Consider the following 22,152-nt stretch of genomic DNA (forward strand, 5'->3'; position numbering starts at 1 on the left):
CATTCTTAATTACCTCTACCGCAACGCCTTCCTGATAATGTCTTCCACGCCTAAGGCAGGGTCAGCGCGTAGGATGTCGTCGACGGATTTTTCGGCTGAGGGGCGGGGAAAGCCGAGCGCCACCAGTGCAGCCAGGGCTTCTTCGCGGGTGGGGTTGCCTGCGTTTTGGCGGTAGGTAGGGCCGTCGGGCAGGAGGCCCGATTTCTTCATCCGGTCTTTCAGTTCCAGAATAATGCGTTGCGCCGTTTTGGCTCCGATGCCCTTGATAGCCTGAATAGCCCGGACGTTTTCGCTCATAATAGCCAGCCGCAACTCCTGCGGCGACATCGACGACAGCATACCCAACGCCGTATTCGGCCCCACCCCCGACACCGCAATCAACTCCCGAAACAGGGCTTTCTCGTCGGCCTGGGCAAAGCCAAACAACGTCTGGTTGTCTTCCCGGAAGTTGTGGTGAATAAACAGCTTCACTTTATCGCCGCCACCGGGCAAGGTGGTGTAGGTCTGCAACGAAATAAACACCTCATACCCAACGCCGTTGACGTCGATGATAGTGTAAGCAGGTTCTTTATAGGAGAGGATTCCGTCGAGGTAGGCGATCATAATTTTAGTGGTAAGTGATGAGTGGTAAGCGGTGAGTGGCTTACGCAAGCGTACATCTGACGCGCCAGCCACTCACCGTTTACCACTCACCACTTGCCGTTAGTAGGTTATCCCACCAGCAGCTTCTGTCCGGGGCGGACGCTGTTGCCTTTGATATGGTTGATTTTCTTTAGTTTGTCAATCGAGAGCAGGCCGTAGCGCTGGGCGATGTTCCAGAGGGTATCGCCGCTTTGTACGCGGTGGTAGCGGGGGCGTTCGCGCTCGTGGCGGGCGGTGGTTTCGGCTTTACGGTGGCTCTTGTGGTCATCTTGTTTGGCCATGCGCTCACTGTGAGTCTCGCCCGCTTCGCGCAGAATGGTCAGTTTCTGGCCCACTTTCACCGTTTTCGAACGCAGGTGGTTCCACTGCTTCAGGTCGTAGGTGTCTACGTGATACCGCTCGGCAATCTCCGACAGCGTTTCGCCCCGGCGCACGGTATGGCTGTGCTTCTTGGGCTTGCGCATCACCACCGTCTCCAGGTCGTCAGGTTCAGGTAGGTCATTTTCAGCCACGACCACGGCGGTGCTCACGGGCACGGCATCGGCCAGGCGACTAGCCACGCGCCAGTGGGTCGGGTCATTGACCGAATCGAGGTTGGTACCCTCATTATGCGCGAGCAGCATGTTGGCCATCAGCACAGGCAGTTTGCTGGCCGAGTCCATTATCATGCGGCGGTTGCTCTGGAAATGGTGCATCCGTTCGCTGGGTATGCGCAGGGTGAAGTCGCGGGTGTAGTCGGGCAGGCGGTCGGTGCTGATGGCGGGGTTCAACTTCCGCAAATCAGCCACAGATACCTGACTCAGGTCGGCGAACGTTCTCAGGTCGAGGTACGAATTCACCTGCACCGTATCAAACGCAATAGGGTAGTCGGGGTGTTCCGCCACAATGCCGTGGTCGGGACCGTAATTCATCATGTAGGCAATAGCAATGAACTGCGGCACGTAGGAACGGGTCTCTTTGGGCAGAAAATCGTAGCAGGTCCAGAACGTGCTTCCGCCCGACCGGCGCATGGCCCGGCGCACGGCTCCCGGCCCGCAGTTATAGGCAGCCAGGGCCATTTCCCAGTCGCCAAAGGTGCCGTAAAGTTCTTTCAGGTAGCGACAGGCGGCGTCGGTGGCCTTTTGCGGGTCCATCCGGTCGTCGGTATATTCGTCAATGTTGAGCTTAAAATCTTTGCCGGTGTAGGGCATAAACTGCCACAGCCCCCCCGCTCCTACCCGCGACACCGCCCGTGGGTTCAGCGCCGACTCCACGATAGAAAGGTACTTCAGCTCGTCGGGCATGTTGTGCTTCGCCAGCGTCTTTTCATACATCGGAAAATAGAACGGCATCCGTTCCATCACCATGCGCGTGTAGCTGGGTTTACGGAAGGTGAAGTAGTCGATGAAATTATGGACCACCTTGTTGTAGGGCAGCGGAATCTGGCGTTGCAGCCGGGGCAGGCGTTCGCGCAGGGTAGCTTCGGGAATAGTGGGCAGATTGAGCACCTCTTCCACAATAAACGTGCTGTCGACCACGGCCGAATCAGCCACCACCTGCGCTCGCAATGGACTGACTATCAATAGGCTGGCTGCCACCGCAAGCCCATACCCTACTTGTTGTACTCGTTTCGTTAGCTCACTCATCTCTCTCAGGTTACGGGGAAAACGGTTGGGGGTTGGCTTCGGCGTAGCCCCCCGCCCTAAAGGGGGCCTGCTGGCGCATGATTAGCTTTGCAATCTTTTTACGCTGGCGTCAGCAGGCCTCCTTTAGGGCGGGGGGCTACGCCGAAGCCAACTACAAACTTCAAACTACAAACATACTCTCCGCCATTGCAATCAGGTTTTCTTCAGCAAAGGGCGAGGCCATCAATTGTATACCGATAGGCAGGCCGACCCCATCAGTACCGTTGGGAATAGATATGGCCGGGTAACCCGTCACATTAGCCTGAACGGTGAAAAGGTCTGCTAAGTACATCTGTAACGGATCCGTCTCAGCCCCCGCCGATTTTTCACCCAGCCGAAACGCCGTGGTGGGCGTGGTGGGGGTGAGCAGAAAATCATAGTCGGCAAAGATCCGCTCGGTTTCGTCGCGTATCAGGCGGCGTATCTGCTGGGCTTTGGTGTAATAAGCATCGTAATAACTGGCGCTCAGGGCAAATGTACCCAGCAAAATACGCTTGCGCACCTCTGGGCCAAATCCTTCTGTCCGGCTTTGCTTATACATAGCTACCAAATCCGTCTGCGTATCTGAAGCAGGCTGAGCGCGATAGCCATAACGCACCCCGTCGAAGCGCGACAGATTAGACGACGCTTCGGCAGTGGTCAGGATGTAATAGGTTGGCAGTAAGTATTTTAGCAATGATAATGTTACAGGCTCCACCACATGGCCCGCCGCGCGCAGCCGGTCAATGGCCCCCTGCGTCGCCTGCCGCACGTCGGGGTCTACGCCTTCGCTCTCGACGCCATCTACCAGATAGGCTACCCGCATGGAGCGACCGCCGTTGGTCGGGTCGGGGAGTTTGGCCTGCGCATAAGCCGCCACGGGCCGGGTTGATACCGTGCTGTCGAAGTCGTCGGCACCGGCCATCACCTCCAGCAGTAGAGCCGCGTCGGTGGGGTTGTTGGCAATGGGACCAATGCAGTCGAAAGAGGAGGCGTAAGCTACCAGCCCCCAGCGACTTACGCGGCCGTATGTAGGCTTCAGGCCCACCACGCCGCAGAACGCCGCCGGTTGCCGCACCGAGCCGCCCGTGTCGGAGCCAATACTCGCCAGGCAAAGCCCCGCCTGCACCGCCACCGCCGACCCGCCGCTGCTGCCGCCCGGTACACGCTCAGGATCGGCTGCGTTGCACACCACCCCAAACGCCGAGCTTTCGTTCGACGACCCCATCGCAAACTCGTCGCAGTTCTGCCGGCCGATGATGATGGCGTCTTCGGCCAGGAGACGCTCTACCGCCGTGGCCGTGAACTGCGCCGTAAATCCATTCAGGATGTTGCTCCCTGCCCGCAGGCCGTGCCCGGCATGGCTCAGCACGTCTTTCACGCCGATGACCATACCATGCAACCGCCCCACGCTGTCGGGATTAGCCACGCGGCGGGCATCCAGTTCGTCAGCGCGGGTTAGGGCCTCATCAGCATAGACCTCCGTAAAGGCGTTCAGGTGGGTCTGGTCGGCAATACGCGCCAGATACTGGCTCACCAGCCCGCGGCAGGTAACGGTGCCATCGGCCAAATCAGCCTGAACAGATCGAAAGGAACGGTAGGGCATAAAGGGAGCCGTAAGTCGGGGAGTCGTAAGTCGGGAAAGCCGTTTTAGTGTTGCTGACGCAAACGTAGAAGCTGCCGAAGCTCATTACTTGCGTCAGCAATACCAAAACGGCTTTCCAGACTTACGACTCCCCGACTTACGACTTATTTAAAAGCAGAAACCGGGCGTCTTGGGGGCGTCCGGTTGGCTGCGTATGGGGAAAAACGTTATTTTGTCTCTTTCAGACCATCTTCAATGTTCTCGCGAACATCTTTGGTGGCATCCTTAAACTCGCGGATACCTTTACCCAGGCCACGCGCTAGTTCGGGCAATTTCTTGGCACCGAAGAAAAGAAGGAGCGCCAGGAAGATGAGCAGCATCTCCTGACCGCCCAAACCCATAATTCCTAAAATGGCTGCTGTAATCATGTCTATTGGTTGTTTAGAACGTATGCAAAAATAAGAAATGCCGCTTGAAGTAGCGATTAAATTAGTCGTTAATGTCTATCACTTTACCCGTGGCGCGGGCCTGATTGCGCTCCCAGTCGCGGAAGTTAGCAATGTCGTCCTGCAACGAGTTGAAGAGCCACACCATCAGGGCAATATCGTCGGCGAAACCCAGTACGGGCAACACGTCGGGAATAAAATCAATGGGCGACACAAAATAAACCAGCGTAGCCAGCATGGAAATCAGCGTCTTGGTCGGAATGGCGCGGTAGTCGCCCGCCACATAAGCCTTGATCATGCGGCTGAGCAGCATCAGCTGTTCGCGGAACCCAATCGAGTCATCGCCTTTCATCTCGTTGCTCTTACCCAGTGCCGTTTTCAGTAGTCCCAACATGCTAAGGCCATTACGGGCGTACTTACCGGCCTTTGCTTTCGAACGGCCAAAAAAGATGGAACTGAGTACCTGAGCGATCAGACTACGCTTTGCCATGGACTGTAAACTGGTTTATAGTTGGTTGGTGCGTTTGCGTACCTACGCAAAACAGATGTATAACAGATTTACTGCCGAAAAAGTGTTGCTTCCTATCCTGCGCACAGGCCACTCGTACTATAGCTCTGCCACAGCTGATGGTGCTTATCTCCAATCCTTCGGCCCTTCCGCGTAACTTTGCTGGTCAAATTCCATTCGCTCTTTGTGGCTTCTTTCTGGCAAACGCTTAAAAACCAATTCAATCCGGCTGCTGCGGCGGGTACGCCCCTCACGGTGGGTTATGCCCTCGACATGCACAGTCACCTGCTGCCGGGGGTCGATGATGGTATCCAGGAAATCGACGAAGCCCTCGTTTGTCTGCAGCAACTAGCCGACTGGGGTATCCGGCACATCGTCACTACGCCCCACATTAGCCAGGATTTTTATCCCAATACCTCTGCTCACCTACACGAAGCAGGGCAGCAGATACAGGCGCTGATTGCCACTCACGACTTGCCGCTGACATTTACTGTTGCCGCTGAATACCTCACCGACGAGCTATTTGATGCCCGCCTGCAGCAAAACGACCTGCTCAATTTTGGTACAGAGCGCTTCGTACTCATCGAAACGGGCTGGGCGGCGCTGCCCCGCCAACTGCCGCAGTGGCTTTTTCAGATGCAGGTGAAAGGCTACCAACCCATTCTGGCCCACCCCGAACGCTACCTGTATTTTCGGGGAAAAAGTACCCAACTGGCCGAACTGCGCCAACACGGCTGCCGTCTGCAACTAAACCTGATGTCGCTGACGGGACGCTACGGCGACGATGCCCGGCGCATGGCTCGTACCCTCATTCGGGAAGGGCTGGTCGATTTCGTTGCGTCTGACCTCCATCGCGCCCGCGACCTGACCAACCTGGAACTCGCCCTGCGGTCGGCCGATTACCGGGCAGTTTGCCAGCTGCCACTCACCATGCCGACGTTTATATAACGATTCCGTTTATATTTGTTACCCCGTCCGTAACTCCATCACTGCTTAACGAATGCTTCCCGCTCTTTTACCGCCTGCCTCCGTGCATATCGGCGTTATTGGCCTTGGCTATGTTGGCCTGCCTTTAGCACTCGAATTTGGCAAACGATGGCCTACCGTGGGTTTCGACATCAATGAGCAACGAATTGCCGAGCTTCAGGCAGGGCACGACCAGACCCGCGAGATTGAACCCGCCGCCTTTGCTTTCAGCCCCCACATCACCTTTGCCGACTCGGCGGCGGCGCTGACCGACTGCAATGTGTTTATTGTGACAGTGCCCACCCCCATCGACAAGTTCAAGCGGCCCGATCTCTCGGCCCTGCTGTCGGCCACGAAGATGGTGGCACAATACCTGAAACGGGGGGGCGTCGTGATTTACGAGTCGACGGTGTATCCCGGTTGCACCGAAGAAGACTGCGTGCCCGTGCTGGAGCGGGTGAGTGGCCTGCGCTTCAACCAGGACTTCTACTGTGGCTATTCGCCTGAGCGCATCAACCCCGGCGACAAGACCCGTACGGTGGCCAACATCCTGAAAATTACGGCGGGTTCTACACCCGCCGCCGCCCGCTTTGTGGATCAGCTCTACGGGGCCATCATTACTGCCGGTACCTACGCCGCGCCCTCTATCAAAGTAGCCGAAGCCGCCAAAGCCATTGAAAACGCCCAGCGCGACGTGAATATCTCGTTTGTGAATGAGCTGGCTCTCATCTTCGACCGCCTGGACATCGACACCATGGATGTGCTCGAAGCCGCCGGGACGAAGTGGAACTTCCTCAAGTTTACGCCCGGCCTGGTGGGTGGCCACTGCATCAGCGTTGACCCCTACTACCTGGCCCACAAGGCGCAGAGCGTAGGCTACCACCCGCAGGTGATCCTGTCGGGGCGGCGCGTCAACGACGATATGCCCATCTACGTGGCCAACAAACTAGTGAAAGCTATGATCAAAGCGGGCATTCCGGTGTCGGGGGCCAACGTGCTCCTGCTGGGTATTACGTTCAAAGAAAACTGCCCCGACGTGCGCAACACCAAAGTGGCCGAGATCTACCACGAACTGCGTGGCTTTGGCATCAACGTGCACGTCTACGACCCCTGGGCCGTGCCGCAGGAAGTGGCCGACGAACACGGCATTACCCTGCTCACCAGCCTGGAACGGGCCTACGATGGCGTGGTGCTAGCCGTGGCCCACGACGAATTTAACACCCTGAACATCCGCTCGTTATGCCGTCACGAGCAGGCTATCGTATATGACCTCAAGTCCACCTTCGACCGGTCGCAGGTATCTATGCGTATATAACGAGGCGTTAGCTACTACTGCCTCTATCCTGGACTTTTGACGATATTTATCCCACGGCTTTACTTACCTATGAATTCCATTCGATTCACTACTTTTCTACTGATTTGCCTGCTGGTTGCGCCGCCAACCAACAGCCTGGCCCAGTCGTCGAAGAAAAAGAAGCGCGACGACATGACTTATTTCCAGTCCAACGCCCTGGCCGACAGCCTGGCGCGGTTGTCGCTGTCTACCTACACCTACCGGCTCCAACCCGGCGACGTGCTGGCCATTGCCGTTACCAGTCTCAACACCGAGGCCGACATGGCGTTTAATCCCTTTGCCCGGATGGGGGTGGCCCTGACGGCCGGCGGTGGGGGTGGCATCAGCACGCAGGAGACTAACAACCTGCCCATTGGCTACCGCGTGAGCGAACAGGGTAGCATCAATTTCCCGAAGCTGGGCGCGGTGCCCGTGGTAGGCCGGAGCCTGGCCGAACTGGAAACTACCCTGCGCGATACCCTGAAAACCTACCTCCGCGAACCCTACGTGGCGGCGCGGCTGCTGAGCTTCAAAATATCGGTCATGGGCGAGGTGCAGCGTCCGTCTGTCTTCACGGTACAAAACGAACGCATCACCCTCACCGAAGCCATCAGCCTGGCCGGTGACCTGACCGTTTATGGCAAGCGTGATAATATCATGGTGGTCCGCGAAGTTGGCGGCAAGCGCGAGTTTATCCCCGTCGACCTCACCAGCCGGGACGTGTTTACGTCGCCCGCTTACTACCTGAAACCCAACGATGTCATCTACGTAGAGCCGAAAAGCGGCCGAAAGCTACAGGCTAGCCGTACCCTACCCCTCTTGCCCGTTATCTTAAGCAGTGCCACGCTAGTGGCTACAGTTATCCTGAACCTCATCCGTTGAACTATGCTCGTGTGAAGTAGCCATTTTTGTTCGCAACTTGCAGTAACAACAGCATAATCCGCCCACCGAAACCATGACAACATCAGGACAACCAGAAGGTCAGTTTGGCCAGGAGTATATCAAGTTTCTGGCCACCAAATACCTCCGCAACTGGTACTGGTTTGTGCTCACGCTGCTGGTGAGCATGGTGGGCATGTTTGCCTACCTCACCACGCTCAAGTACACATACAGTGCTCAGGCCAGCATTCTTATCAAAGAAGACGACCGAATGGGCGGTTCTTCCAAGCAGGACCTCATGGAAGAATTGGACATGTTCGGCTCGAAAAAGCAGGTCGAGAATGAGATGGAGGTTATAAAATCGTATAAACTGGCTGAGAAAGTGGTTGACGATCTCGGTCTGGATATCATCTATTCGTATAAAGATCGCTGGCGCATCAGAGACATTTATCGGGATGCTCCAATCATAGTGAAGGTGTTAAAACCCGTTCTTGAAGAATCAGCCTACAACAATCCCTTTAACGTAAGTATTTCAGCAAGCTCGGCTACGTTTGAAGGTATTAACTGCCCATACGGAAAACCTACTCAGACACCGATAGGGCTAGTCATAATCACAAAACGGCCTAGTGCTCCACCTAAACACAAGGAAATTCAGGTGTCTATGCTACACCGCGAGGGAGTAATCAAATCGTTTGCGAAAGGTTTACGTGTCACACAGCCCAATAAAATGGCATCTGTGCTCTTCCTAACCATGGAAGACAACGCACCAGATCGGGCAGTGGCTTATCTTGATCGACTTATTTACTTCTACGAACTCTTGTCGTTGCAGGACAAAAACCGCGTGGCGGCCAACACCCTCCGGTTTGTAGAAGACCGCCTGGGCATCATTTCGCGGGAACTGACGTCGGTAGAAGGCGATATACAGCGCTACAAAACCAATTCGGGCATTGTCGACCTTAGTTCAGAGTCGACGCTGTTTTTGGATAAGGTCAAAGAAAACGACGCCCAGCTCAGCCAGGTCAACATTCAGCTGGGTACGTTGCGCGAAATAGAAACGTACCTCGCCAGCAAAGTCGACGCACGGGTGGTGACGCCTGCCACCGTGGGCCTCGACAGCCCTACCCTCACGGCCCTGGTGGGCAACCTGCTGGAACTGGAAAGTCAGCGCGAAAAGCTCATCCGCACCGTACCCGAAAAATCGGTACCCATCGAAACCATCGACGACCAGATTCGGACCACCAAGCGCAACATTGCCGACAACGTGCTCACCCTGCGGCGCATCCTGGTCAGTACGCAGGGTAGCCTTCAGACTACTAACAAGCGCATCGAGTCGACGATCCGCACCATTCCGCAAAAAGAACGGCAGTTGCTCGACATATCGCGGCAGGCCAGCATCAAGGGCAACCTGTACAACTACCTGTTGCAAAAGCGCGAAGAAACGGCCATGTCGTTTGCTTCGACCGTGTCTGACCTGCGCGTGATCGATGATGCTCAGGCTGAGCCGAGTCCTGTGAAACCCGTAAAACGCGATTATTATTTGGTGGCTTTTCTCATCGGGTTGTTACTGCCGGTGCTCGTGCTCTGGCTGCTCGATTATTTCAACAACAAGATCAGCCGCAAATCGCAGATCGAAGACGCTACCGATGCCCCCATCATTGGCGAGGTGATCCAGTCTACCGATGCTGCCTCGCCGCTGGAAGTAACGGCCAAAAGCCGGTCGCTGCTGTCGGAGCAGATCCGGGCACTACGGACCAACATCCAGTTTTTCAACCCCGACGGTGGGGCCAAGCAAACCATTCTGGTCACCTCCAGCATCAGCGGCGAGGGCAAATCCTTCATCTCGCTCAACTTGGGGGCCAGCCTCGCCATTGCCGACAAGAAGGTGGTGATGCTGGAACTGGACATGCGCAAGCCCAAGCTGCACCGCTACATCAAAGAGGCCAGCCCCGTGGGCCTGTCGAGCTACCTGTCGGGACAGGCCACGCTCGATGAGATTATTAAGCCGGTGCCGGGCTACGACAACCTGTTTTTTATTCCCTGCGGCATTCTGCCCCCCAACCCCTCTGAACTCATTAGCGGCGACAAGATGCGCTACCTGTTCGAAAACCTGCACGAGCATTTCGACGTGGTCATTGCCGACACCCCCCCCGTAGGCCTCGTCACAGATGCCAACATCCTGGCCAAATACGCCACCATGACGCTCTACATTGTGCGGCATATGTATACGGGTAAGGGCTTCCTGAAAAACGTGGATACACTCTACAAGGAAAAGCGCTTCCCGAATATGTGCCTAGTTATCAACGGCATCGACGTCAAAAAAGACTTCGAATACAACTACGGCTACGGCTACGACGCTGGCTACGGCTACATGTATCGTTCGACCTATGGTGAGGATGATAACGCTCTGACAAAAGCAAAGAGAGTAGCCAAAAAAGGGCTTGGTTTTGATTTTTGGACAAGAAAATAATTGATTTAAATAGGTAAAAACATTCTGACTTGAGAGCAGCATCAACAGTAAATAATATCAGTGTACAAGTCCTTGCTACCGGCTTGGGACTAACTGGTTCTGTATTACAGGCTCGCTGGCTTGGTCCCGACAATCGAGGGCTACTGGCGCTAGTAATGTTGTATCCATCCCTAGCTTACCTAGTGCTGAATTTTGGCATATTTGCTTCAACAACCTACCTATCTTCAAAAGAGGATACCAATATAGGCAAATTGTGGTCAGCTCTACTTGTATTATGTGGCATACAAACCATAATCGCTTTTAGCATTGGTAGGCTTTTAATTGCATGGCTTTTAAATCGATATGAAACAGATACTATTCTGCTAAGTCAGCATTTTTTAATTACAGTACCTCTAGCACTACTGGCTGCATATGCCCAAAGTATTTTGCGAGGACGCAAACATTTTGCAATTAATAATGCTCTTAAACTTATAATACCAATAGGTTATTGCTTGATAACAAGTGTATTATATATCAACAACACTATGTCTGTAAAGCTTTTAGTCTATAGTCAGATAGTTTTACAATTTTGCACGTGCGTTGCATCAATGGTAGTTTTGCTACGCTATGAGGTCATACAATTAAGTGGTCGGGTTTTTATAGAAATTAAAGAATTGTTGAGCTACGGTGCACGGCTATGGTTAAGTGAAATGACTGAGGTTGTCAACGGTCGTCTAGATCAGATTATGATTGGAAGCTACTTGAACACAGCTACTTTGGGCATTTATAATATAGCTGTTAGTTACGCAAATCTGTCAACTATTTTAGCTAATGGAGTGCGTCAGATTATGCTTCCGTATGTGTCTGCAACGCAGGAGCAGACCGACAAGCATACAGAAGTGTATCTATTCTTTAATCGGTTTTGGCCATTAAGCCTGCTGCAATTGGTATGTATGCTTGTTGGGGCAGCGTATTTAGTACCGGTGCTATTTGGTGAGGCTTACCGAGAAGCTATCTTACCTGCTCAGATGCTTTCAATTGTCTTTCTCTTCCTGAATGCCAAAAACGTCCTCAGCACTGCTTTACAAGGTTTGGGTAAGCCAGGCGAAACCGCCACAGTAGATACTGTAGGATTAGGTTTAACTCTACTACTAATGACTTATCTTAACTCAGCCCTAACGCTGTGGACTATTGTGTTGATTCTTGGTGTAGTGTATTTAGTTCAATTCATTGTCACATTATATTATATAAGTATTAATGGGTTGATTACGAGACGTTTATTATTTCAATTTAAATTATCATTGTTTATTCACGCTAACTTCAAATGGTTACGTCAATCCTAAATGAAATAATCAGTCAGGAACAGCATTGGACGGAGGCGACTCCACCTTCTGCTTATGATTTGACTTTGTTATGGCCTCGAATCAGCATTGTCATGCCTTCCTATAATCAGGCTGAGTTTATACGGGAGTCTATTCAATCTGTGTTGAATCAAAATTATCCGAACTTAGAATTTATAATTATTGATGGAGGTAGTACAGATGGTACTGTTAACATTATAAAAGAGTATGAATGTCAGCTTGCTTATTGGATTAGCGAACCTGATAATGGGCAAAGTCATGCGCTTAATAAAGGATTTAACAAGGCAACAGGCAATATTATGGGCTGGCTTAACTCTGATGATCTGTACACAAAATATGCTTTTTTGAACACCATAAACACGTTTAAGCGTTTTCCTGGACTATCCGTTGTATTTGCTGATTACTATTTTATTAATAAAGAAAGCAGATATATTGAATATAAACATGCTTTTAACTTTAAAGTGAATCAGTTATACTATGAAGGCTGGTTCCTAAACGTGCAATCTATGTTTTGGACTGCCGAAGCACATAAACGATTTGGACATTTTGACATTAATTTACATAGAAATATGGATTACGATTTTGTAATAAGAATGGGGCTTAATGAAGGCTATAACAGATTCTACAGATTAAACGATATCGCACTTGGTTGTTTTAGACTTCACGAAAATCAAAAGACACGTGGCATGAATGATATAACAATTAGAGAACAGTATTTAATAAGTTCAAAAATTAATAAACTATCTAAATTTACTATGATAGGCAAAATTCTAAGATATGTATTTCGTTTGAGGAGATTGTTCTGGTATATTAAAAGAAAAGGGTTTCTTACTGTTGTCAACTTAATTCGAAAAAAGATTTCACTGTAATGGATAAGAATTTTTTAAATAATACAATCGTTTTTTGGCAAAATATGATCAGTCCTCATCAGGCTGCATATATAAACGCTTTAAGTGAAACCAACCAATTCTATAAAATAATCTACTCTGTTGACCAAGGTTTATCAATTGATCGTGTTGAAATGGGATTAGAGATGCCATATCTAAATCCAAATATTGAGGTAGTCTACGCCGCAAATGAAGAGAAAATCTCTACTCTCTTGTCAATTGAACACTCGATTCATATCTTTGAAGGAATAAAGGGTTATAAAACTGGATGGACCATTATTCAGAAAGCACTTAATTTAAACTGTATGGTCGGAGTAATGTCTGAGAGTATAGATCTGCGTGGTTACAGATTTATTTTGAGGCACATGGCATCTATTTTAATTGAACGACGTTATATTAAGAAAATAAATTTTTTCTTATGTATATCCAGCAGAGCATCTAGGTGGTATTCTTTTTGTGGAGCACCAGATCATAAACTATTCCAATTTACTTATGTTGTTGAGCCAAAACGTAACGACGTACTATGTACCAGCAGTATATTTAGAATTATTTTTGTTGGAAGCCTGATAAAAAGAAAGGGGGTTGATATATTACTAAGCGCATTGAATATGTGCAAAAATCATAATTGGGAGCTATTTATAGTAGGTAACGGTCCTGAGGAAGAGTTTCTAATGAGGCTCAGCCTTCAATTTAATATAGAAAAAAGGATTAAATTTATGAAATATCTGCCTAACGAACAGGTAGTTCAAACTATGCAAACCGCAGACCTTCTTGTTCTCCCATCAAGGTATGATGGCTGGGGTGCTGTTGTGAATGAAGCACTGATGGTTGGTACTCCAGTGGTATGCAGTACTAGTTGCGGTGCTTCTGATTTAATTAATAATTCCTCTGTAGGTGACGTGTTTAAAAGTGGAAACCACCAAGATTTGTCCAAAATACTTCAGACTAGGATACAACGAGGCAAACAATCAGCCGAGGCACGAGCCGCACTCCGTCGGTGGTCCTGCTGTATAGACGGTCGCTCAATTGCATTGTATCTTATTGAAATTATCCGTTCGGTATCTGAAAGTACAATTAGACCAATTGCGCCTTGGAAAATATAACCCCAATTCAACTTGTTCCTTCAATCAGGAAAATCATCCTGTTTTGTTTGGTAGCTATCTTATTAATGAGCGGAGCTACGACCCAACGAATAATGCTTAATATATTGTTAGTCGCCACTTTGTTTGGGCCTCTGTGGCTTTCTCCAGTTTCGCTCACAATAAGCTTAATGCAGTTTATGTTGAGTCCTGGCTTGGTTCTGGTACAGGATCCAATAATATCAGGGATACGTATTTTCTTATTAATAATAGTTTTTATCAGGACATTGATATATGCATCAAGGTATAAATATATAAATGTCAATGGTAAGATTTTAGCGTTTTGCGTTGTGATCATTTTTTTAAGTATTTTATCAAGTTACAATTCATACATTTCTATATTCAAAATTATTCAATTTTTTTGTGCTTCATTTGCCGTGTTAAATATATTTCTTATAATTAGACAAAAACAAGCATACTGGATTAATTGGTATTATAATTTTATAATATTTTTATCTTTAGCATCGTTACCTACATTATTTATTCCAGAAATTGGTTATTACAGAAATAATATAGGTTTTCAAGGAATCACAAATCAGCCTCAGGCTTTGGCTCTGTTTTTATCCCCTGCAATCGCTTTGTTATTAGGGCAGATTTTACAAAAAAAGATCAGTTTATCACAATTATTCTTTACTCTTTTAGTATTAGTAGAACTCTTTTACACAAAGGGACGAATAGGGATAATCAGTCTTTCATCTAGTTTCATAATATTACTCTTCATATCACACAGACACAGTAAAAACATTTTTGTTGATCTCATCAAAAAGCCTGTTGGGTACATTTTACTAACTATTGCCCTATTTATTGCTGCGTACAATCAGGAATCTGTACAACAGTATATTTTCAAATCGTCAGAAACATCGAACACATCTATTAATCAAGCTTTTTTCCATTCTCGTGGTGCTCTTTTAATTAAACAAAAACAAAACATTGACGAACATACGTTATCAGGCATTGGATTTGGTTTACCTAGTTGGCCAGAAGATTTACAGATAAACTATGATCCCGTTTTTAATTTACCATTGAGTGTACCTGTAGAGAAAGGTGTGTTTTTTGTCTCCATTTTTGAAGAAATCGGGATAATAGGTAGCTTTTTTTTTCTACTCTTGCTGGTAGCACTAATAAAATTCTGTACTAGTCAATCGACTCCCGATGTTACATGGATGGTAGTAACGGCAATAGCTACTAACATTGGTGAAGCTACTCTCTTCTCATTCGGTGGTATGGGACTATATATTTGGCTGGTTATTGGGTTAGGACTTGCACCGAATGCCCCTAACCCTACCACACAATAACCAGCATGCATGTCTTCTACCCCATCGGTACGTTCTACCCTGCCCAGTCGGGTGGGCCGAGTAATTCGGTCTACTGGCTGGCTAAGGCACTCGTGCGGCAGGGGGTGAAGGTCACGGTGGTGTCGACAGATACCGATCAGCCCGACACCACACCAAGGGACCAGTGGCTTAGTACCAACGCCGGGCGGGTGCGCTACGTGTCGACCCGCCGCCACAATCTCCCCTGGCGGCATATTGGGCAGTCGTGGCAAGTGTTGCCCTCTACCGATATTGTGCACCTAACCAGCTTGTTTTATCCGCTATCTATGGCCGTGGCCGTACTGGCGCTCTGGCAAAAAAAGCAGTTGGTATGGTCGCCCAGGGGTGAGTTGGCCCCGGCCGCACTGTCCATCCGCCCCCAACTGAAACGGGTAGTCCTGCGCCTTATTCGCTGCTGGACTTCGCGCATTACGTTTCATGCTACCTCGCCCGACGAAACAGCCCAGATCAAAACCCAGTTTGGGACCAACGTACGCGTGGTTGAACTACCCAACTACCTCGAACTTCCGGCGCCATACGCTCCATCAGGTTCCGCCCCCTGTGCACCCTATCTGTTCTACCTGGGTCGCCTGCATCCCATAAAAGCCTTGGACCGGCTGCTGGAAGCCCTAGCGTTGTCATCGGCTTTTCAAAACGGCCCCTGGCAACTACGGCTGGTGGGTACCGATGCCGATGGCTACGGAGCCACGCTCCGGCAGCAGGCAAAGACACTTGGATTGAGCCACCGTGTGCATATTGAGCCGCCGGTTTCGGGCGAAGCCAAACAACAATTGCTGGCAGGTGCCTACGCGCTGGTACTACCGTCGCATAGTGAGAACTTTGGCAACGTAGTGGTGGAGGCATTGGCGCACGGAACCCCCGTTATTGCAGCCCTTGGCACACCCTGGGCCATATTAGCTGCCGAAGAAGCCGGTTTTTGGGTAGCCAATGACCCGGCTGCATTAGGGGCTACGCTGGACGTCTGCCTATCTTTACCCTCTAGTAAGTACGCACACTATCGCCAACAGGCTATGACACTGGCGCGTACTCAATTTGACATAGACACCAATAGTCACCGCTGGCTTTCAGCATATAACAGCTTAATTGCCAATTTATTGATTACACCTCTATGTGCGGAATAGCCGGGCTGATTACCCGACATGATACGATTGCTGACCCGGCGCTGGTTGGGCTGATGACCCATCAGTTGAGCCACCGTGGGCCCGACGCAGGTGGTAGCTGGGCCGAAGGAAATGTGGCGCTGGGCCATCGCAGGCTGTCAATAATTGACCTGACCGACGGAGCGAATCAACCCCTGTTTAGCCCTGACGGGCGCTATGCGATTACTTTCAATGGGGAAATTTATAACTACTGGGCTGTTCGCCAGCAACTGACAGGCTATAACTTCCAAACCAATTCTGATACAGAAGTCATTTTGGCCGCCTACGAACGCTGGGGCGCTGCCTGCGTACATCAGTTCAACGGCATGTTTGCCTTCGCCATCTGGGACCGTCACACCAAAGAACTGTTTGCCGCGCGCGACCGGCTGGGCAAAAAACCCTTCTACTACTACCACGATCAACACCAATTTGTCTTCGCCTCGGAAGTACGGGCGTTGCTACGAACGGGTCTGGTACCCCGCCGCCTCAACACGGCCATGTTGCCCCAGTACCTCATGTACCAGACCGTGTCAGCCCCCAACACGCTGGTAGCAGGTGTGGGGCAGTTGCAGGCGGGGCATACGGCCCTGTTTGTCGACCATTGCTGGACCGAAACTCGCTACTGGAACCTGATGGCCCCGCCCCCGGCAGACCCAGCTTTATTACAAAACGGAGCAGCAACGCAACGGCAGGTGCGTAGTTTGTTGCAGGCATCGGTGACCCGGCGCATGGTCAGCGACGTACCGCTGGGGGCATTTTTGTCGGGCGGCATCGACTCTAGCGCGGTGGTGGCCCTGATGGCCGAACAGACCGAGCAACCCGTGAACACGTTTACGGTCACGTTTCAGGAAGCTGCCTTCGACGAATCGGAACATGCCCGCCAGATGGCCAAACGGTTCAACACCCGCCATACCGAACTACCCCTGTCGGCGAGAGAACTGCTGGCCGAACTCCCCACCATTCTGGCCAGTATGGACCAGCCCAGCGGCGACGGCCCCAATACCTACATGGTATCAAAACTGACCAGGGCGGCCGGTATTACGGTGGCTCTGAGTGGGTTGGGTGGCGATGAAGTGTTTGCTGGTTATTCAACCTTCGGGCGCTATGCCCGCCTACAGAAATTAGGCTGGTTATGGCACTTGCCCAGACCAGTTCGGCAAGCAGTACTGAAGCGGTTTTCGCCCGGCACCAACCAACAGAAGCTGGCTGACCTAACCAATTTACACTCGCTTAACACTACTGACTTATTTCCTTTGTTTCGTCAGTCGACTTCAGCCAGAGCGGCGCAACAACTATTGGGAACCAACAGGTTAGCCAATCCGTATCCAGCTATGTTTAGCAGGCAACAAGCAGAGATAGGCCATTTACACAGCATGAGTCAATTGACAATCAGCGAGTTGCTGACCTACACGGAACCGTTGCTCCTGCGCGATGCCGACCAGATGAGTATGGCCCACGCGTTAGAACTGCGCGTACCCATGCTGGACTATGAGCTGATTGAATTTATGCTGCGCGTACCTGACCGCTACAAAACCACCAAAGCCCCTAAGCAGCTATTGGTTGAATCGATACACCCACTGTTGCCCGGCGAACTGTTGAAACGCCCCAAAATGGGTTTCAGCTTTCCGTGGTCGCAATGGATGCGCACTGAGCTAGGCAGTTTTTGTGCCGAGCGCATTGAAAGCCTCAGCCAGCGGAATTTATTTGATAAAACAGCTTTACTGGCTTATCATCAGCGTTTTATGACATGTGACCCGGCGACATCCTGGAATCATATCTGGTTGCTTGTGGTACTCGAAGACTGGCTTATCACCAATCAAGTTGAGTAAAAAACCAACACGTTTTTAGCTGATGCCAGTACCAATCACCGTACTTATTTTGACCAAAAACGAAGCTCCTAACCTGTCTCACTGCCTTAGCAGCGTGGTTGGTTGGGCTGCGGCCGTTTTTGTGCTCGATTCGGGGTCTACAGACCTGACAGTGGCGTTAGCAGAAGCGGGAGGTGCCACCGTTTTTCACCGGGATTTTGACAACTATGCTGCTCAACGAAACCACGCCATCGAAGCACTGCCCATATTAACCGAGTGGGTGCTTTTTCTGGATGCCGACGAGTACGCCACCGAGGCTTTAAAAACCGCTATCGAACCTATTTTGGGGCAGGATAAGGGCCACAACGGCTATTTCATTCCGTTTAAATTTATCTTTATGAACCGCTGGATACGGCATGGTGGCTACTATCCTACCTATATTCTACGCTTGTTTCGGCGGTCGGCGGTGCAACGTATTGACCGCGAGATGGACGAACAAATTACGGTACAAGGCACTACAGGCTTCATCAGCGAACCGTTTGTACACTACGACCGTAAACCCGTTCAATTTTGGTACGAAAAGCACGCCCGCTACACTCAGTTTCAGGTAGCCGACTTGCTAAAAACCGATGGCGAAAAAACCCTGCGCTGGGCCGATGCTGCCACTCAACGAGACAAAAAACGGTGGGTGAAAGAGCAGGTTTGGGGCCACATTCCCGTGCTGCTTCGTCCATTTCTATACTTTGGTTACCGCTACCTGATTCAGTTGGGGTTTTTGGACGGAAAAGCGGGATTTATTTTCCATTTCAGCCATGCGTTTCTTTACCAGTTTATGATTGCCGCCGTCTATATTGACGAACGAAACCGACTTGCTGCCCATCGTTTATGAACGCTGTTGATTTTCATTCAGACATAGCCGTTGCCTTTAGCAAACGCTACGAGCAATCAGCTGACTTTCAGGAGCGTTATCAGGTCTGGACAGCGTTGTTCGATACCTACATTCAACCCGGCCAACGCGTACTGGATGCCGGTTGTGGCACAGGTGTATTCGCGCATTACCTGGCCAAGCGGGGGTGCTCAGTAACGGGGGTAGATGGTTCGCCCGAAATGATCCGGCTATGCCAGAAAGAGGCAGGTCCAGGTGTCAGCTTCAGCGTTGCTATGCTCCCTTTGACCGATCTCCCCGAACAGCCCTTATTCGATGTCATCATCTCATCGAGTGTGCTGGAGTACGTACCAGATCTGGCTCAGACCCTTAGCTCATTTGACCAATACCTTCGTTCCGGTGGGCACCTGCTGGTGTCGTTGCCCAATCGTCGGTCGGCCTACCGAATACTGGAACGCCTGGGTTACCACCTCACTGGCCAACCACCCTACCTGCAACATGTACTGCACTACAGCACAGCCACTTCGCTAACCGACCAACTTACTCCTCAAACTTACCATTTGCTGACACAACATACCTTTGGTGGCACCAACATCATTGCCCGGTTCATGCGCCGTTGCTTACCCGCTACCTTCGCCGATACGCTATTTGTTGCCGTTTTTCAGAAAAAATGAAAATATTAACCATTGTGGGTGCCCGGCCCAATTTCATGAAAGTCGCCCCACTTCACCGGGCTTTTTTGGCACAATCCACCATTGAATCAAAAATTGTGCATACCGGGCAGCACTACGATGCCCGCATGAGTGATGTATTTTTTAATCAGCTTGAATTACCCAAACCAGACTATTACCTAGGCGTGGCGAGTGGTTCACCCACGCAACAAACCGCCGAGATCATGACCAAGTTTGAGGTGGTCATCCAGGCCGAACAGCCCGATTGGGTGGTGGTGGTGGGCGACGTGACCAGTACGCTTGCCTGTGCGCTGGTGGCGGTGCGTATGGGGGTGCGCGTGGCACACGTAGAAGCAGGCCTGCGCTCCGGTGACCGCAAAATGCCCGAAGAAATCAACCGTATCCTGACTGATAACCTCGCCGACCTGCTTTTCGTAACGGAGCAGGCAGGCCTGGACAACCTGCATCGCGAGGGCATTCCCGACGAAAAAATTAAATTCGTAGGTAACGTCATGATCGATTCGTTAGCACATTATCGACCAAAAGCGAATGAGTTAGGTACTGTTGGCCGTTTGCAACTCACCCACGGCGAGTATATACTGGTGACCATGCACCGCCCCTCGAATGTGGATATGCCCGATGGGCTGCGTGCCATCGTGCAAATAGTGACCGAGGCTGCTATGCATAATACTGTGCTGTTTCCGATGCACCCCCGCACAAGTGCCAATCTAATCCAGTTTGGCCTAATGGACCAGTTGACCGTTATCCCAAACGTACGGCTTATGGAGCCACAGGGGTATCTTGAATTTCTGAACCTAATGGAATTCGCTCTGGCCGTAGTGACTGATTCGGGCGGAATTCAGGAAGAAACAACTTACCTGCAAGTGCCCTGCCTCACCTTCCGCGATAGTACCGAACGACCAAGTACCGTCACGCTAGGTACCAATATCTTGTTGGCCAACTTAAATCCCTTTACTGTAGCCACTGAGTTGGCTTCAATACGTAAGGGTAGCCGTAAAAAAGGGCAAGTGCCTCCACTTTGGGATGGAGCAACGGCAGAACGAATAGCGACTTGCCTAATTTTCGATTGATTAGTTAGGCTGTTAGCAATTCTTTTTGACGTTTCATGGGTACGTTGTCAGATTAGAAATTTTCACTATCTTGATTTAGTTGTACATCCGCTCTCGATGCTGCATGAAAAAAGTCATATGTTTCTTTATAGGATACCTCTGCGTCATTATATTAATGTCTTTAATAACACAACAGCCATTAAACAATACATTTCATTATTTTGGCGTTCCAAAACATACTATGTTTTTTGCAGACATGAATGATGTATTAACATCATTGGACTGTCATTTGCCATACGAAGAAATTATTGCTAATCATTGCCTTAAACATGCTGCATCTTTCAACTATCCAAGAGCTACTTATTTATTGTTTAATTATTTAAATTTGTCAGGTTCAGATACTGCTTGGCTAGCACCAGTTCTCATTTTTATATTTATAATTTCTTATTTTTATATTTTTAGATCCACCCTGAATAATCACTCTGTTTACATAATTCTATTAGGATGTTCACCAGTTACTTTGTTACTTATCCATAGAGGCAATTTTGACTTATTTTTTATGATTACAACAATAGGAGCTTGTATGCTAATTTATCAAAACAAACGGATAGGAAGCCTTTCGCTAATTCTGACAGGCATTCTTTTTAAGCTTTATCCAATTTTTGCCTCATTAATTTTTTTAAGGAAGCGATCACATTTCCTATTCATTGCTTGTATGATACTTTTTTCAATTTACTGCCTCCTAACTTTCAATGATCTCTTGTTAATTAAAAAAGCGACTCCTCTTGGAGTTGATTTATCTTATGGAAGAAACGTTTTCGTTGACTATATTTCTCGTCATTTTCCTAAATTTACCAATCTAATTTCCGCCAATAGTCAGCATGTAGCAACCGCTTTAGTAGCAATAATCCTCCCTTTTTTTTGTGTTATTTATTTCAATAAGCTTACAAACAGCATCAGCCTACCGTTGATTAATTCAACAAAGTTGGAATCAATTTTATTCCTTGCAGGGGGCGGAATTTATACAGGCACATTTATTCTTGGAAACAACTGGGATTATAGATTTGTATTTGCACACCTAACGATACCGCTATTTTTGAAAAAAATTGATGCAGAATTAACAGAAAAGTCATTCAGTTGTGTTGCTTTGTTTTTAGTTATTATCCTCAGTTGGAGTAATTTAATTGTAGCTCAATTTCCGGGAGAAAGCTGGTTTAGGTCTGTACGCTTTGCTTGCGTACTAATTGAGGAGCCACTTCACTGGGTTCTGTTTACTTTAATTAGTACAATTCTTGCAAACTATTTATACCAAGAGCTTAGTAATAGATCAATTATATCGGATAGTGCCAAAAGAACTAGCGGTTATCACACCATGAAATTTTCCAAAGCTAAGGGTAGATAAAGTTGAA

At 49.6% G+C, this 22,152-nt stretch carries 19 protein-coding genes; 14 read left to right on the plus strand and 5 right to left on the minus strand.

Annotated elements, in window-relative coordinates; translation table 11 throughout:
• Positions 1–15: 15 nt before the first annotated feature.
• From ruvA to J2I48_RS21265, 5 genes are all read right to left on the minus strand, one after another.
• Positions 16–603 carry a Holliday junction branch migration protein RuvA gene (gene ruvA, locus J2I48_RS21245; RefSeq protein WP_207337515.1) on the minus strand — a complete coding sequence of 196 codons (588 nt, stop codon included), beginning with the start codon at positions 601–603 and terminating at the stop codon, positions 16–18.
• 107 nt (positions 604–710) lie between these two features.
• Positions 711–2,267: a lytic transglycosylase domain-containing protein gene (locus tag J2I48_RS21250; protein WP_207337516.1), complete on the minus strand. Its 1,557-nt coding sequence runs from the start codon at positions 2,265–2,267 to the stop codon at positions 711–713.
• Positions 2,268–2,427: 160 nt separating this feature from the next.
• Complete coding sequence (gatA, locus tag J2I48_RS21255) at positions 2,428–3,891, minus strand: Asp-tRNA(Asn)/Glu-tRNA(Gln) amidotransferase subunit GatA (protein WP_207337517.1); 1,464 nt, start codon at positions 3,889–3,891, stop codon at positions 2,428–2,430.
• Between the two features lie 206 nt (positions 3,892–4,097).
• A complete protein-coding gene (locus J2I48_RS21260; protein ID WP_207337518.1) occupies positions 4,098–4,298 on the minus strand; it encodes a Sec-independent protein translocase subunit TatA/TatB in 201 nt (66 codons plus the stop codon).
• A 61-nt stretch (positions 4,299–4,359) separates the two neighbouring features.
• Entirely contained in the window at positions 4,360–4,806 is a 447-nt protein-coding gene (locus tag J2I48_RS21265) for a YkvA family protein (RefSeq protein WP_207337519.1), read from the minus strand.
• A 177-nt stretch (positions 4,807–4,983) separates the two neighbouring features.
• Between J2I48_RS21265 and J2I48_RS21270 the strand changes: the two genes are divergently transcribed.
• The 14 genes from J2I48_RS21270 to J2I48_RS21335 all read left to right on the plus strand — a co-directional run bounded on the left by J2I48_RS21270 (position 4,984) and on the right by J2I48_RS21335 (position 22,145).
• A complete protein-coding gene (locus tag J2I48_RS21270; protein ID WP_207337520.1) occupies positions 4,984–5,772 on the plus strand; it encodes a tyrosine-protein phosphatase in 789 nt (262 codons plus the stop codon).
• A gap of 52 nt (positions 5,773–5,824) precedes the next feature.
• Entirely contained in the window at positions 5,825–7,105 is a 1,281-nt protein-coding gene (locus tag J2I48_RS21275; RefSeq protein WP_207337521.1) for a nucleotide sugar dehydrogenase, read from the plus strand.
• 69 nt (positions 7,106–7,174) lie between these two features.
• Entirely contained in the window at positions 7,175–8,005 is an 831-nt protein-coding gene (locus tag J2I48_RS21280) for a polysaccharide biosynthesis/export family protein (protein WP_207337522.1), read from the plus strand.
• A 73-nt stretch (positions 8,006–8,078) separates the two neighbouring features.
• Positions 8,079–10,469: a GumC family protein gene (locus J2I48_RS21285; protein ID WP_207337523.1), complete on the plus strand. Its 2,391-nt coding sequence runs from the start codon at positions 8,079–8,081 to the stop codon at positions 10,467–10,469.
• A 29-nt stretch (positions 10,470–10,498) separates the two neighbouring features.
• Positions 10,499–11,791, plus strand: coding sequence for an oligosaccharide flippase family protein (locus tag J2I48_RS21290; protein ID WP_207337524.1), 1,293 nt, complete (start codon positions 10,499–10,501; stop codon positions 11,789–11,791).
• Positions 11,773–12,678 (plus strand): glycosyltransferase family 2 protein, encoded by a 906-nt coding sequence (locus tag J2I48_RS21295; protein ID WP_229376610.1) that lies wholly within the window; start codon positions 11,773–11,775, stop codon positions 12,676–12,678. The genes J2I48_RS21290 and J2I48_RS21295 overlap by 19 nt, the downstream gene beginning before the upstream one ends.
• Entirely contained in the window at positions 12,678–13,799 is a 1,122-nt protein-coding gene (locus J2I48_RS21300; RefSeq protein ID WP_207337525.1) for a glycosyltransferase, read from the plus strand. The genes J2I48_RS21295 and J2I48_RS21300 overlap by 1 nt, the downstream gene beginning before the upstream one ends.
• Complete coding sequence (locus tag J2I48_RS21305; RefSeq protein ID WP_207337526.1) at positions 13,787–15,130, plus strand: hypothetical protein; 1,344 nt, start codon at positions 13,787–13,789, stop codon at positions 15,128–15,130. Before J2I48_RS21300 ends, J2I48_RS21305 begins: the two co-directional genes overlap by 13 nt.
• Before the next feature lie 5 nt (positions 15,131–15,135).
• Positions 15,136–16,290: a glycosyltransferase gene (locus tag J2I48_RS21310; RefSeq protein WP_207337527.1), complete on the plus strand. Its 1,155-nt coding sequence runs from the start codon at positions 15,136–15,138 to the stop codon at positions 16,288–16,290.
• The gene (gene asnB / locus J2I48_RS21315; RefSeq protein WP_207337528.1) at positions 16,278–18,137 is read left to right on the plus strand and encodes an asparagine synthase (glutamine-hydrolyzing); all 1,860 of its coding nucleotides are present in this window, start codon (positions 16,278–16,280) and stop codon (positions 18,135–18,137) included. Before J2I48_RS21310 ends, asnB begins: the two co-directional genes overlap by 13 nt.
• A 22-nt stretch (positions 18,138–18,159) precedes the next feature.
• Positions 18,160–19,005, plus strand: a complete 846-nt coding sequence (locus J2I48_RS21320) for a glycosyltransferase family 2 protein (protein ID WP_207337529.1) — start codon at positions 18,160–18,162, stop codon at positions 19,003–19,005.
• Positions 19,002–19,676, plus strand: coding sequence for a class I SAM-dependent methyltransferase (locus tag J2I48_RS21325; RefSeq protein WP_207337530.1), 675 nt, complete (start codon positions 19,002–19,004; stop codon positions 19,674–19,676). The genes J2I48_RS21320 and J2I48_RS21325 overlap by 4 nt, the downstream gene beginning before the upstream one ends.
• On the plus strand, positions 19,673–20,764 hold the full coding sequence (gene wecB / locus J2I48_RS21330) for a non-hydrolyzing UDP-N-acetylglucosamine 2-epimerase (protein WP_207337531.1): 1,092 nt from the start codon (positions 19,673–19,675) through the stop codon (positions 20,762–20,764). Before J2I48_RS21325 ends, wecB begins: the two co-directional genes overlap by 4 nt.
• Positions 20,765–20,867: 103 nt before the next feature.
• Positions 20,868–22,145, plus strand: coding sequence for a hypothetical protein (locus J2I48_RS21335; protein WP_207337532.1), 1,278 nt, complete (start codon positions 20,868–20,870; stop codon positions 22,143–22,145).
• The last annotated feature ends 7 nt before the right edge of the window (positions 22,146–22,152 follow it).

It is taken from the genome of Fibrella aquatilis (genome assembly GCF_017353255.1).
In the GTDB taxonomy this organism is placed as follows: domain Bacteria; phylum Bacteroidota; class Bacteroidia; order Cytophagales; family Spirosomataceae; genus Fibrella; species Fibrella aquatilis.

Excerpts from the sequence above, each read along its gene's own strand:
- ruvA (WP_207337515.1), bottom strand. The coding sequence starts at position 603 with ATGATCGCCTACCTCGACGGAATCCTCTCCTATAAAGAACCTGCTTAC.
- J2I48_RS21250 (WP_207337516.1), bottom strand. The coding sequence starts at position 2,267 with ATGAGTGAGCTAACGAAACGAGTACAACAAGTAGGGTATGGGCTTGCG.
- gatA (WP_207337517.1), bottom strand. The coding sequence starts at position 3,891 with ATGCCCTACCGTTCCTTTCGATCTGTTCAGGCTGATTTGGCCGATGGC.
- J2I48_RS21260 (WP_207337518.1), bottom strand. The coding sequence starts at position 4,298 with ATGATTACAGCAGCCATTTTAGGAATTATGGGTTTGGGCGGTCAGGAG.
- J2I48_RS21265 (WP_207337519.1), bottom strand. The coding sequence starts at position 4,806 with ATGGCAAAGCGTAGTCTGATCGCTCAGGTACTCAGTTCCATCTTTTTT.
- J2I48_RS21275 (WP_207337521.1), top strand. The coding sequence starts at position 5,825 with ATGCTTCCCGCTCTTTTACCGCCTGCCTCCGTGCATATCGGCGTTATT.
- J2I48_RS21280 (WP_207337522.1), top strand. The coding sequence starts at position 7,175 with ATGAATTCCATTCGATTCACTACTTTTCTACTGATTTGCCTGCTGGTT.
- J2I48_RS21285 (WP_207337523.1), top strand. The coding sequence starts at position 8,079 with ATGACAACATCAGGACAACCAGAAGGTCAGTTTGGCCAGGAGTATATC.
- J2I48_RS21295 (WP_229376610.1), top strand. The coding sequence starts at position 11,773 with ATGGTTACGTCAATCCTAAATGAAATAATCAGTCAGGAACAGCATTGG.
- J2I48_RS21300 (WP_207337525.1), top strand. The coding sequence starts at position 12,678 with ATGGATAAGAATTTTTTAAATAATACAATCGTTTTTTGGCAAAATATG.
- J2I48_RS21310 (WP_207337527.1), top strand. The coding sequence starts at position 15,136 with ATGCATGTCTTCTACCCCATCGGTACGTTCTACCCTGCCCAGTCGGGT.
- asnB (WP_207337528.1), top strand. The coding sequence starts at position 16,278 with ATGTGCGGAATAGCCGGGCTGATTACCCGACATGATACGATTGCTGAC.
- J2I48_RS21320 (WP_207337529.1), top strand. The coding sequence starts at position 18,160 with ATGCCAGTACCAATCACCGTACTTATTTTGACCAAAAACGAAGCTCCT.
- J2I48_RS21325 (WP_207337530.1), top strand. The coding sequence starts at position 19,002 with ATGAACGCTGTTGATTTTCATTCAGACATAGCCGTTGCCTTTAGCAAA.
- wecB (WP_207337531.1), top strand. The coding sequence starts at position 19,673 with ATGAAAATATTAACCATTGTGGGTGCCCGGCCCAATTTCATGAAAGTC.
- J2I48_RS21335 (WP_207337532.1), top strand. The coding sequence starts at position 20,868 with ATGAAAAAAGTCATATGTTTCTTTATAGGATACCTCTGCGTCATTATA.